This is a genomic window from Roseomonas sp. SRI_022, assembly GCF_057586215.1.
Genome location: NZ_JBYCZL010000019.1, coordinates 97919 through 110619, shown reverse-complemented (window position 1 = coordinate 110619; position 12701 = coordinate 97919). Strand labels below are relative to the sequence as shown.

Annotated in this window: 9 protein-coding genes, 1 tRNA gene and 2 pseudogenes; 8 read left to right on the top strand and 4 right to left on the bottom strand. The window is 65.2% G+C overall.

Annotated features, from left to right (window positions below; genetic code table 11):
• Positions 1-148: 148 nt before the first annotated feature.
• The 8 genes from AC2YHJ_RS18710 to AC2YHJ_RS18675 all read left to right on the top strand — a co-directional run bounded on the left by AC2YHJ_RS18710 (position 149) and on the right by AC2YHJ_RS18675 (position 9518).
• Positions 149-1369, top strand: a complete 1221-nt coding sequence (locus AC2YHJ_RS18710; protein WP_487397607.1) for an LL-diaminopimelate aminotransferase — start codon at positions 149-151, stop codon at positions 1367-1369.
• A 35-nt stretch (positions 1370-1404) separates the two neighbouring features.
• Positions 1405-1866: a VOC family protein gene (locus tag AC2YHJ_RS18705; protein ID WP_487397606.1), complete on the top strand. Its 462-nt coding sequence runs from the start codon at positions 1405-1407 to the stop codon at positions 1864-1866.
• A 55-nt stretch (positions 1867-1921) separates the two neighbouring features.
• Positions 1922-3214 (top strand): homoserine dehydrogenase, encoded by a 1293-nt coding sequence (locus AC2YHJ_RS18700; RefSeq protein ID WP_487397605.1) that lies wholly within the window; start codon positions 1922-1924, stop codon positions 3212-3214.
• Positions 3211-3660, top strand: a complete 450-nt coding sequence (locus AC2YHJ_RS18695) for a hypothetical protein (RefSeq protein WP_487397604.1) — start codon at positions 3211-3213, stop codon at positions 3658-3660. The genes AC2YHJ_RS18700 and AC2YHJ_RS18695 overlap by 4 nt, the downstream gene beginning before the upstream one ends.
• Before the next feature lie 79 nt (positions 3661-3739).
• Positions 3740-4750 carry a class II fructose-bisphosphatase gene (gene glpX / locus AC2YHJ_RS18690; protein ID WP_487397603.1) on the top strand — a complete coding sequence of 337 codons (1011 nt, stop codon included), beginning with the start codon at positions 3740-3742 and terminating at the stop codon, positions 4748-4750.
• An 8-nt stretch (positions 4751-4758) separates the two neighbouring features.
• Entirely contained in the window at positions 4759-6540 is a 1782-nt protein-coding gene (recJ, locus tag AC2YHJ_RS18685; protein ID WP_487397602.1) for a single-stranded-DNA-specific exonuclease RecJ, read from the top strand.
• Between the two features lie 56 nt (positions 6541-6596).
• Positions 6597-6672: transfer RNA gene (locus AC2YHJ_RS18680), tRNA-Glu, on the top strand.
• Positions 6673-7235: 563 nt separating this feature from the next.
• Positions 7236-9518: a P-loop ATPase, Sll1717 family gene (locus AC2YHJ_RS18675; RefSeq protein WP_487397601.1), complete on the top strand. Its 2283-nt coding sequence runs from the start codon at positions 7236-7238 to the stop codon at positions 9516-9518.
• 132 nt (positions 9519-9650) lie between these two features.
• Here AC2YHJ_RS18675 and AC2YHJ_RS18670 read toward each other — a convergent pair.
• The 4 genes and pseudogenes from AC2YHJ_RS18670 to tnpA all read right to left on the bottom strand — a co-directional run.
• A pseudogene (locus AC2YHJ_RS18670) lies at positions 9651-10447 on the bottom strand (DDE-type integrase/transposase/recombinase); the annotation flags it as partial.
• A 191-nt stretch (positions 10448-10638) separates the two neighbouring features.
• A pseudogene (gene tnpC, locus AC2YHJ_RS18665) lies at positions 10639-11837 on the bottom strand (IS66 family transposase).
• Between the two features lie 63 nt (positions 11838-11900).
• Positions 11901-12248, bottom strand: coding sequence for an IS66 family insertion sequence element accessory protein TnpB (gene tnpB / locus AC2YHJ_RS18660; protein ID WP_487397600.1), 348 nt, complete (start codon positions 12246-12248; stop codon positions 11901-11903).
• On the bottom strand, positions 12245-12640 hold the full coding sequence (gene tnpA, locus AC2YHJ_RS18655) for an IS66-like element accessory protein TnpA (RefSeq protein WP_487397599.1): 396 nt from the start codon (positions 12638-12640) through the stop codon (positions 12245-12247). The genes tnpB and tnpA overlap by 4 nt, the downstream gene beginning before the upstream one ends.
• Positions 12641-12701 lie beyond the last annotated feature (61 nt).

Here is a 12701-nt window from a genome sequence, read left to right as displayed (position 1 = left end):
GTCCGGGCCGCCGCCGCTGCCTTCGCCGGACCTGCTCGCGCCCCGCACGCGCTGAGGGGCCGCGCCACCGCAACGATCCGCTTGCGGCGATACACAGGGCGCGGCGGTTGCTCTATAGGTCGCGCCCCTTCCACCACGGAACGCCGCCATGACCGAGGACTTCCACCGCATCCGCCGCCTGCCGCCCTATGTCTTCGCCGAAGTGAACGCGGCAAAGGCCAAGGCGCGCGCGGCAGCGGAGGACATCGTCGATCTCGGCATGGGCAATCCGGACAGCCCGACGCCGCCGCACATCGTCGCCAAGCTGATCGAGGCCGTGCAGGACCCGCGCACGCATCGCTATTCGCAGTCCAAGGGCATTCCGGGGCTGCGCAAGGCGCTCGCCGGGTACTATGCGCGCCGCTTCGGCGTGAAGCTGGACCCGGAGAACGAAGTCGTCGCCACCCTTGGATCCAAGGAAGGGCTGGCGAACCTGGCCCAGGCCATCGCGAGCCCGGGCGACACCATCCTGGTGCCGAACCCGTCCTATCCGATCCACCAGTTCGGCTTCATCATCGCTGGCGCCTCGGTGCGGAGCATCCCGTACACGCCGGATGATTCGATGCTGTCGGCGATCGACCGCGCCGTGCGGCATTCCGTGCCGAAGCCGACCGCGGTGATCGTCAACTTCCCGTCCAACCCGACGGCGCTGGTGGCCAGCATCGAGTTCTATCGCGAGCTCGTGGCGCTGTGCCGCAGGCACGAACTCTTCATCCTCTCCGACCTTGCCTATGCGGAGTTGTATTTCGGCGACACGCCACCGCCGTCGGTGCTGGAAGTGCCGGGGGCGAAGGATATCACGGTGGAGTTCACCTCGATGTCCAAGACCTACAACATGCCGGGCTGGCGGATGGGCTTCGCGGCGGGCAATCCGCGGCTGATCGCCGCACTCGCGCGGGTGAAGTCCTACCTCGACTACGGCGCCTTCACGCCGATCCAGGTGGCGGCGACCGCCGCGCTGAATGGTCCGCAGGACTGCATCGAGGAGATGCGTGTCCTCTACAAGGATCGGCGCGAGGTTCTGGTGAAGGGCCTCAAGGCCGCGGGCTGGGATGTGCTGGCGCCGGAGGCGTCGATGTTCCTGTGGGCGCCGATCCCTGAGCGCTTCCGCCATCTGGGCTCGGTCGGTTTCTCGAAGCTGCTGCTGGAGAAGGCGAAGGTCGCGGTGGCACCCGGCCTTGGCTTCGGCGAGCATGGCGACGAGCATGTCCGCATCGCGCTGGTCGAGAACAACCACCGCATCCGCCAGGCGCTGCGGGGCATCCGGACCTTCCTGGCCGGCGACAATGCCGCGCCGGCGGAAAGCGACGTGACGGCCGGCGCCGCCTGACGGCGCGCCGCCACTGCAGAGAGGAGGGAAGCGGCATGGAGATCGGCATCAACGGCATGGCGCATGTCGTGCTGACGGTCAGCCGCTTCGCCGAATGCCGCGCCTTCTACGCCAGGCTGCTGCCGCGGCTCGGCATGAAGCCGGTCTTCGACGGGCCGAAATTCTTTTACTGCGTCGGTGCACGGACCGCGATCGGCATCGAACCCTGCGACCCCGCCCACGCGGGGGAGCGTTTCGATCAGGGCCGCGTCGGGCTGCACCATCTGTGCCTGCGCGCCCGCACGCGGGAGGATGTTGACCGCGTCGCCGCACTGCTGCGCGAGATCGGCGCGACGATCATCCGCGCCCCCGTCGAGAGCAGCTGGGCGCCAGGCTATTATTCGGTGCTGTTCGAGGATCCCGACGGCATCCGGCTTGAGGTCAATCACGTGCCCGGCGCCGGCGTGCTGGCCGAGGGCGCGAAGTTCAATTCGTCGGACGGCTACGAGGACAAGTGATGGGCGCGATGGCGATCAAACGACACGGCGACGGTTCGGCGTGGAGGATCGGGGCATGACGCGCCCGCTCGCGATTGCCGTCGCCGGCCTCGGCACGGTCGGCGCCGGCACGGTGAACCTGCTGCGTGCCAATGCCGAGATGATCGCCGCGCGTGCGGGGCGGCCGATCGCCGTTACCGCCGTTTCGGCGCGCGACCGGTCGCGTGATCGCGGCATCCCGGTCGCCGGGCTGCGCTGGTACGATGATCCCGTGGCGCTCGCGGCCGATCCGCAGGTCGAGGTTGTCGTCGAGTGCATCGGCGGCTCGGACGGTCCGGCCAAGGCGCTGGTGGAAGCCGCCATCGCCGCGGGCAAGCATGTCGTGACGGCGAACAAGGCGCTGCTGGCCGTGCACGGGGCTGCACTCGCGCAGGCGGCGGAGGCCAAGGGTGTTGCTCTCGCCTTCGAGGCCTCGGTCGCCGGCGGCATCCCCGCGATCAAGGCGGTCCGCGAAGGCCTGGCCGCGAACCGCATCCAGCGCGTCGCCGGCATCCTGAACGGCACCTGCAACTACATCCTGACGACGATGCGCACCGAGCGGCGCGAATTCGCCGAGGTGCTGAGCGAAGCGCAGAAGCTTGGCTATGCCGAGGCCGATCCGTCGTTCGACATCGACGGCATTGATGCGGCGCACAAGCTCGCCATCCTTGCGGCACTCGCCTTCGGTCGGCCGGTCGATTTCTCCGCGGTGCATGTGGAGGGCATCCGCGAGGTGTCGGCGCTCGACATCTCGCTGGCTGAGGAACTGGGCTATCGCATCAAGCTGCTTGGCATCGCCAAACGTGAGGAAGGCGGCATCTCGACGCGCGTGCATCCCTGTATGGTGCCCGTGCATGCGCCGATCGCGCGCGTGGACGGCGTGTTCAACGCCGTGGTCGCGGAAGGTGACTTCGTCGGGCGCGTGATGATGGAAGGCCGCGGGGCGGGGGCAGGGCCGACCGCCTCGGCCGTGGTGGCGGACCTGATCGACATCGCGCGCGGGCGCTTCACCCCGGTCTGGGGGGCGGGTTCGGCGGCGCTGAAGCCGGAAGCCTCGCTGCCGATGGACCGCCACACCGGCGCCTATTACCTGCGACTGATGGTGGTGGATCGGCCGGGCGTGATCGCAGATGTGACGGGCGTGCTACGCGACAGTGCCATCAGCCTCGAGTCCATGCTCCAGCGCGGCCGCGCGCCGGGCGAGGCGGTGCCGGTGGTGTTGACCACGCACGAGACGAGCGAGGCATCCGTGCGCGCCGCGCTGGCGCGGATCGCAGCACTCGATGCAGTGGTGGAGAAGCCGGCGCTGATCCGCATCGAGGCGTTGTGACTCGCCTCGCCGCGCTGCTGGTCCTGCTCGCGGCACCCGCTGCGGCGCAGGAGGGGCTGCGCGGCACCTGGCGTGGCGCATATCACTGCAACCAGGGCAATACGGCCCTGGCGCTGACTATCGAACCGCGCAAGGTCGGGACGTTCGCCGCGCTGTTCCATTTCGAGGCAGCGTCGGACAATCCCGGCGTGCCGACCGGCTGCTTCGAGATGGAGGGGCGCTTCGAAGCCGCCACGGGCCGGACGGTGCTGCGGCCATTGCGCTGGGTCTTGCGGCCGGCGAACTACCTCATGGTCGGCCTCGAAGGGTCGGTCTCCGTCGAAGGCGGGCGGATGGAAGGTGCGGTGCACGGGCCAGGCTGCACCGCCTTCCGGGTGGAGCTCGTGCCCGGGCCGCCGGCCGCCGAGGCCTGCCGGTCGGGGGCGCCGCTGCTCTCGCTGCGCTGACGCGGAGCAAGATTCCGAGTATGGGACATCAGGGGAGGCGGGTAAGCCTGCCCGGGTGTTTCGATTCGGAGGATAGTCCATGGCGGGTGCGACCCCCGAGCCGGGTGTGGTTGTCGACCGCAACCTGGCGCTGGAACTGGTGCGGGTGACGGAGGCCGCGGCGCTCGCCGCCTCCCGCTGGATCGGCCGCGGCGACAAGAACGCCGCCGACGGCGCGGCGGTCGAGGCGATGCGCAAGGCCTTCGACACCGTCGCCATCACCGGCACCGTCGTGATTGGTGAGGGCGAGATGGACGAGGCGCCGATGCTCTACATCGGCGAGAAGGTCGGACTCTACGCCAGGGCCGGCGGCGGGCCGGAGGTCGACATCGCGGTCGATCCGCTCGAGGGCACCTCGATCACCGCGAAGGGCGGGCCGAACGCCATCGCGACGGTCGCGCTTGCCGAGAAGGGCAACTTCCTGCACGCGCCCGATATCTACATGGACAAGATCGCGGTCGGGCCCGGCCTGCCGTTGGGCGTGGTGAATCTCGACGCTTCGCCGGAAGAGAATCTGCGCGAACTCGCCAAGGCGAAGCAGTGCTCGATCAGCGACCTGATGGTCTGCACGCTCGATCGCGATCGCCACAAGGAGATGATCAAGGCGTGCCGCGCCGCAGGTGCGCGCATCACGCTGATTGGTGACGGCGACGTTGCCGGCGTGATCAATGTCAGCCAGCGCGATGCGGGCATCGACATCTACATGGGTTCCGGCGGTGCGCCGGAAGGTGTTCTGGCGGCCGCCGCGCTGCGTTGCATCGGCGGGCAGATGCAGGGCCGCCTGATGTTCGAGAATGACGAGCAGGTCGCCCGCGCCGCGACGATGGGCGTCACCGATCCGAAGCGCATCTACGGCATCGAGGACATGGCGCGTGGCGACGTGATGTTCGCCGCGACGGGCGTGACCTCTGGCGCGATGCTGCGCGGGGTGCGGCGTTTCCCCGGCGGTGCCTATACGCATTCGATCGTCATGCGCTCGAAGTCCGGCACGGTCCGGTACGTGGAAGGGCATCACAACTTCGCCCTCAAGCCCTCCGCTTTCGTGGCCTGAGGCCCGTGATGGACGGGACGGCCCTCGACGCCCCGGTCCTTGGTGTCGCGCGCAGCGTGACCGGCCGCCGCTGGATCTGGCGGCCGGCGGATGCGCGCACGGGCCTTGGCATCGCGCAGCGGCTCGGCCTGCCGGAGATGGTAGGCAGGCTGCTTGCCGCGCGCGGTGTTGGGCTGGATGTCGCAGCGGACTACCTTGATCCGACGCTGCGGGCGCTGATGCCTGATCCCTCGGCGCTGATGGACATGGATGCCGCGGCGGACCGCATCGCCGCCGCCGTGCGCAGCGGGGAGCATGTGGCGGTGTTCGGCGACTACGACGTCGATGGCGCCTGCGCCGGTGCGCTGATGTCGCGGTTGCTGCGCGACCTCGGCTGCGAGGTGACGCCCTATGTCCCCGACAGGCTGAAGGAAGGCTACGGCCCCAATGGGCCGGCGATCGCATCGCTGTGCGATCGCGGCGCGACGCTGATCGTCTGCGTCGATTGCGGCATCGCGGCCGCGGAGGCACTGGCCGTCGCCGAGGGGCGCGCCGATATCGTGGTCCTGGACCACCACAAGGCGGAAGGGCCGGTGCCGCGGATCCTGGCGGCGGTGAATCCGAACCGGCTCGATTGCGGGTCCGGGCTGCATCATGTCTGTGCCGCCGCCGTTGCTTTCCTGGCCGGCGTGGCAACGATTCGTGCCCTGCGTCGCGCCGGCTGGTTCACGCGGCGGTCGGAACCGGATCTGCTGGGTCTGCTTGACCTCGTTGCACTGGCGACGGTCTGCGACGTGATGCCGCTGACCGGCTTCAACCGCGCGCTGGTCGCGCAGGGGCTGAAGGTGATGGCGCGGCGGGGCAGGGCGGGCATCGCGGCGCTACTGGACGTAACGGGCGCGCGGGATGCGCCTTCGGCGCATACGCTCGGCTTCCTGCTGGGGCCGCGGATCAATGCGTCGGGCCGAATCGGGGAGCCTGATCTCGGGCTGCGGCTTCTGCTGTGCGAGGACGCGGTCGAGGCGCGCGCCATGGCGGAGAAGCTCGATACCGTGAACAAGCGGCGGCAGGAGGTGGAAGGCGAGGTGCTCGCCGCGGCCCATGCCATGGCCGAGCGCCAGGCCGAGGACGGTCGCGCCGTGCTGCTGTTGGTCGCGGAGGGCTGGCATCCGGGTGTGGTTGGCATCGTTGCGGGCCGGATGAAGGAACGCTTCAACCGCCCTGCCTGCGTTGCGGGCGTGGCGGAGGGCCTGGCCAAGGGATCCGGCCGTTCAGTGCCTGGCGTGGACCTCGGTTCCGCTGTTATCGCGGCGCGGCAGGCCGGGCTGCTGGAGACGGGCGGCGGCCACGCCATGGCGGCAGGCTTTTCCTTCCGCGCGGGGCGCGAGGCAGAGATTCACGCGTTCCTCGAGGAACGCCTGCGCCATGCGGCACTTCTGCCGGCCGCGGCCGACCTGCTGGTCGAGGGTGCGTTGAACGTCGTCGCGGCGCAGCCTGAACTGGCGCAGGAGGTGGCGCGGCTTGCACCCTTCGGGCCGGGCAATGAGGAGCCGATCTTCGTCGTGCAGCGGGCGCGCGTGGTGAAGGCGGATCGTGTTGGCAAGGATGGCGCGACCGTGCGCGCCATCGTGGAGGGCGAGGATGGCGGCCGCCTGAAGACGATCTGCTTCCGCGCCAAGGACGGGCCGCTGGCGCAGGCGCTGCTGGCGCAGGACCGGGTGCCGATGCACCTGTGCGGGCATCTGCGGGCGGAACAATGGAACGGGCAGACCACGGTTTCACTGCAAGTGATCGACGCGGCGCCCGCCTGAATGCGTTTGGCCTATTGACCGTGGAGGTGACGCGCTTTAACCCGCGCCTACGGCCGGTCCCCTTCGTCTAGAGGCCTAGGACACCGCCCTTTCACGGCGGCGACACGGGTTCGAATCCCGTAGGGGACGCCAAGAATGGCGCTGAAATGGTAGAAATCGGCCATTTCTGATTGGAGCTCCGAGGATAACCCCCTCAGGAACCCCCGCAACAATATAGCAATTGCCTCTTCATTCCGCCGCCGAGGTCTGCCTCAAGCGATCGCAGGAACCTCTTGGTTCTGCGCCGCCGGCCCGACTGTCGCCAACGGCTTGGGGTGGCCGAATTCGAGCGATCGCTGGTCGTGGAGGGCGTCACCGCCAGCATCGCGGCGACGAAAGTGGAGCAAGCGCTCCGGTCGGCCGAGGAAGCTATCGCCCAAGCAGGTAGCGCATGCGCGGCTATTTGCCAGCCAGATGGAAACCGCGGCGGGGATGGCGGTGCTGCTCGGCGTCGATCATTCGACGCTGTGGCGGGCGGTGCGCATGACAACCTCTCATCCTAGCAAACGCTGAAGAGTGGCGCGGCGATCCTGGCGTTTGGCTTCGCCCGCGCCACGCTCGGGAAAGCCCGCATTCTTGAGCGACGGTTCTTCTGATCGCCAAAAGTGTGCATAAGGAGATGCAACGATCACGATTCGTCAGGAAACGAGCACCGCATGTCCTCGGTCTTCGTCGCTTACGCCTCCGGAAACGAATACCATAAGGACTTGATAGAGGAGGCATGTCGGGATGCAACCACTCCAGATAGGCGGGTCACGCCGTGGTCGGGTCTTGATACCTCCGGCCGTCCAATCGCCAAGTCGGTGGAGGAATGGATTGAGACCGCGGACGCTTTCGTAGGCGATATATCTATTGTAAATGATAACGTTACGTATGAAATCGGCTACGCCCTTGGCCAAAAGAAACCAGTCAGGCTAGTACGCTCTACACATTTCGATTTGAAGGAGGTAAAGAGCGTCGGACTACTTGATACATTGGGCCATGATTCATATGATTTTTCTACAGCATTGTGCAAAATACTAAAGAAAACGGATGATTTGACCAAATGGCCGGAGATAGACAAAAATAAAGACCAACCCGTATTTATTTTGCAGCCACCAAAGCCGAATGATTGGTCACTTCGTTTTATTAGTTCGATTAAGAAGATTGCGCGCGTCCGATTCAGAAGCTTTAGCCCATCCGAAATTAGCCGTCTCAATGCAAGTGAGGCGTACGAGCAGGCGCTATCATCGTTTGGTATTGTCGTGTTTTGGGTTGACGGCAATACGCAGGAGGCCACGCGAAGTAATCAGCGCGCGTCCTTCCTTTTTGGCTTAGCGCGAGGTGTTGGTCTTCCTGCGTTGCTCATCGCACATGAAAAGGATCATCTCCCACTCGATTTGCATGACCATGCAAGTCGCTGGGGGCGATTGGAAGATCTTGATAAACTTGTCGCCACCTTCCGAGACAATGTTGCCGATCTGCAGTCGGAGTACGTCCAGTTTCGGCCGGTGCTGACGAATCTGCTAGAACATTTGCACTGCGGCGACCCAGTCGCTGAAAACGAAGCCGCCGCGCTGTCAACGATCTTCCTTGAAACAGATGGTTATCGAAAGGCATTGGAGGGACAAGTTAATGTATTAGTTGGAAGAAAAGGCAGCGGCAAAACAGCCGTCTTCCTACAGGTTCGCGATCGGACCAGAGCAATAAGAGAGAATATTGTCATCGACTTAATTCCGGATGGACATCAGCTAATCAAAATGAAGGAGGTAATACTAGAAAAAATCTCCCTAGGTTCTCGAAAGGAACTTGTGGCCGCTTTTTGGGAGTATGTATTGTGGCTTGAGATTGCCTATAAACTGCTAGAAAAGGATGAGAAGAGAGCCGCACGCGACCCAAAGCTTCTGGTCCAGTACAGGACGCTTGAAGAGTTGTTTCGCGGCAGGGTGGATACTGGGTTGGGCGATTTTTCCGAGAGATTGACGCGCCTGTCGGAGAACATGCAAGAACGGTTTGAAAAGAATCATGACGATCTAACTCGCCTCGATTCGTCGAAAGTCTTGGAGATTGTTTATGGGCAGGATGTTCGACAGATGCGTGAAGCCGTCCTGGAATATCTTCGCATCAAAGGAATCGTCTTATTCTTATTTGATAACCTAGATAGATTTTGGACTCCCGGCGGCTTCGACGAAAGTGATGCGCTGATCATTGTCGGACTGATCGAGTCCATGCAGGAGATTACTCGCAAGTTCGCTCGACGCAGCCTCGAATTTCGGTGGGGAATTTTCGTTCGGAGTGATGTCTATGAGTTTCTCATCCGAGGGATGGCCGACTACGGCAAGTTGGCGGTCCAAAGCTTGGAGTGGTCAGACAGGGAACTCCTAAAGGCGCTATTTGAGCAGAGACTACGAGCTAGTGTGACTACGCTCGATCGTCCGTGGAGTTCGGTGTGGACCCAGAGTTCAGTACAGGCGGTGGACGGAAAGCCCGTCCTCGACTTCCTTGTCGATGGAAGCCTTATGCGGCCGCGGTATCTAATTCGCCTTTTTGAGATCGCCCGCCGAAGAGCCATCACATTTAGGCGGTCACAGATAGCAGCTGAGGACTACACCGCCGCCATCAAGGAACTCGGCTGGCAGGTTCTGGAGGATCTTGATCGGGAGATTTCGGATCTTGTCCCCACTGCTACCGACCTACTATTCACTATTCTACAAAACAGCGCAGACTTAACGCCCGATAAATTGCGATACATCTCAGGTCGCAAGCTAAGCAATCCCGATTTAATTGAAAAACTGATTAATGTTATGATTTGGAACGGAAGTCTTGGCGTCGACGACGCAGGCGAGCCGAAATATATTTTTGATTGCGGATACAAGCGGCAGTATCTTGCCTCCATTATTGGTTCAAATCCAAACGTTAAGCTGTCGTTGCATCCCACGTTATTGGCCTCCCTGCGTTGACCGCGATAACCTAAAGCTGCCTTTTGAAGGCGGCGGATGGGCGTGCTGAATCTGTTGTGACCGTGCCTCCCAGCCATCGTTCATGAGCGGCGCCTGCTCTAAAGTTCCCTCGATACGGGGCGGGCGACGAAGGCTGCTGGGGGTGAGCCCGTTGAGGCTGTGTGTACGTGGGGGGGGCGTATTGCAGTGGCTCCTCCAGGCTTCAATAATCCGGCACGCTGGGGGCAGGCTGCCGAGCAGGAGCTCGTTGGGGCATTCGTCGCGGAACCGGCTGTTGTAGCTCTCGACGAGCCCGTTCTGTGCGGCTTGCGCGGGTCGTTGTAGTGGCACAGCTGACGCCACGCTCCCGTTGCCAGCGCAGCATCGCGTGCGAGGTCCGGTCGGTGCCATTGTCGCTGACGATCACCGCCGGACGGCCGCGTGGCGCCACAATCCGATCGAGTGCCCGCCCGGCGCGCAACCCCGACAGCGAGGTATTCGCCGCCAGCGCCAGGCACTCGTGGGTGAAGTCGTCCACCACCGCCAGCACGCGGAACAGCCGCCGGCAGGCCAGTGCATCGGAGATGAAGTCCAGCGACCAGCGCTGCTTCATCGCCTGCGGCAGCGCAATCGGCGCCCGCGTGCCGAGTGCTCGCTTGCCCCCGCCGCGTCGGCACATGCCAAGGCGTTCCGCCCCGTACAGGCGGAACAGCGTCTTGTGGTGCAGCCGGTGTCCCTCCCGCACCAGGAGGATGTGCAGGCGCCGGTAGCCAAAACGCCGGCGTTCATTCGCCAGGGCTCGCAGCCGAACGCGACCTCGCCATCGTCAGGGCGCCGCGAGACGTAGCGATAGGTCTTCGCCGCCATGCCGACGAGTTGGCGCGCCGCTGCGAGTAGTCCTTCTCCTCGATCGCCCAGGTCACGGCTTTTCTGCGCGAGCCGGGCGTCAGATACAGCGCAGCCCATTTCGACCGGGCACATCACCGGTCGGGAGCGCCGTACGGGCTACATTGCCGAGGAATCGGCTCGGCGGGAGATGACGGTGTCGGTCGCCCCCACCTTCACGGCGTCTCTCCTAGCTTGCTGGCATTGGCGGTGCGGATCTCCGTATCCGTCCGGTGATGGCCGCGGGTTGGTAGGATCAGGCGGCGACGGCGTGGACGGCTTGGGCGGCCTTCCAGTTCCAGGGCAGCAACTCGTGCAGACGCGATGTCGGGTGGTCGGCGATGCGGGCGATGACGTCGGCAAGCCACGCACGAGGATCGACGTCGTTGAGCTTCGCGGTGATGATGAGCGAGTACATCGCGGCGGCGCGTTTACCACCGTGATCGGAACCGGCGAACAGCCATGACTTTCGCCCCAGGGCGATGCCGCGCAGGGCGCGTTCGGCCGCGTTGTTCGTCAGGCAGATGCGACCGTCGCCTAGGAACCGGGTGAACGCGTCCCAGCGCTTCAGCATGTAGTCCATCGCCTTGGCCAGATCGGCGTGACGAATGGCCGATCAGCCCGCACATAGGTCCAGAGGCGGGCCGTGACCGTCCTGTCCTTCGCCATCATCGGCACCGTGGTGTCGTCGCCGTGCAGACGTTCGGCGGCCAGGACATGCGCGTCGATCAGCCTCCCCAGCGGCGCCAGCATCGCCGTGCAGATACCGACCCAGTCGGCGAGCGTCGAGACGCTGAGATCGACGCCCTCGCGGCCGCAGGTCTCGCTCTGGCGGTTCAGCGGCAGGTGCTGGCCGAACTTGGCCTCCAGGATCATTGCCAGCAGGTTCGGCCCGGCGCGGCCGCGCGCGATCGGGTGGAACGGCGCAGGCGGCTGGGTGATGGTCTCGCAGGATCGGCAGGAGAACCGTTCCCGCACGGTCTGGACCACCTTCCACTGGCGCGGCACCACCTCCAGCGTCTCGGTGATGTCCTCGCCCAGCTTGGAGAGCGTCCCGCCGCAGCACGGACAGGCAGCCGGCGCAGCGATCACCACCCGCTCGCGCGGCAAATGCGCCGGCAGCGGTGCACGCACCGGCTGACGGCGCGCAGGCTGGTTCGGTTGACCTCCGGCGCTGCCCTTGTTGGCCGTCTCCTCCGCCCTGGTGGCATCCTCGCTGGCGGCGGTGACCAGCTCGTCGAGTTCCAACTCCAACTGGTCGATCAACTTGCGGCCGCGCTCCGAGGAGGCACCGAACCGGTCATGCTTGAGCTTGGCGATCAGCAGCCTGAGGTGCGCCACCATCGCCTCGGCGCCGGACGCGCGCGCCTCGGCCTCGCGGCGGGCCGACTGCTCGGCCACAAGCGCAGCGCGCAGGGCTTCGACATCGTCGGGAGTGCTGTCCGGCGCGGGCATCACGCCGGGGATCGAATCACACCCTGCCTGCGGCGGGTAGCCGAATTTCGCTGCCGCGCTGACCTATCCCGCGACTTCCGGTCGCCAGGTGCGCTGCGGGTTCCGCCAGTCGATACCATCGAGCATATAGGCCAGCTGAGAGCCCGATATCGCCACCGATCCATCGGCCGGCGAGGGCCAGATGAACCGGCCTTTCTCCAGCCGCTTCGCATAGAGCGACATGCCGAGCCCGTCGTGCCAGACGATCTTGACCAGGTCGCCGCGGCGACCACGAAAGACGTAGAGGTCACCGGCATAGGGATCACGCCCGAGCGCCTGCTGCACTTGCAGCGCCAGGCCGTTCATGCCGCGTCGCATATCGGTGTGCCCGACCGCCAGCCAGACCCGCACACCCGAGGGAACCGGGATCATCCGCGCAGCACCGACAGCACGCGGCGCAGTGCTGCCGTGCCGATCCCCTCCGTGACCCGCACCACGGTGCCGTCCGGCAGCGCGATCTCGATACGCTGGTCCGGCGAACCGTCCGGATCGGCCGGGGGCGTGGGCGTCATCGGCGCGACAGCCTGCGTCTGCGGTTCGGGCAGCGCCGGCATGACATGCAGCGGCACGAACGTCGGTGCCTCCGCCACGAGCCTGCCGCGCCGCTGCGCGTCCCGCCATTGCCAGAGTAGCCCCCGGCTCACATCGTGCCGACGTGCAACGTCGACGAACTTCACCCCAGGCTCGTCGAGCTCGGCCAAAATCCGATACTTGTCCTCCGCCCGCCAGCGCCGCCGCCGCTCAACACCGGTGATGATCTCCATCCAGCCACACGCCCTCTGCCCTTAACGGCGATCGAAAGAACGCCCGTAGAAGCAGAAGACA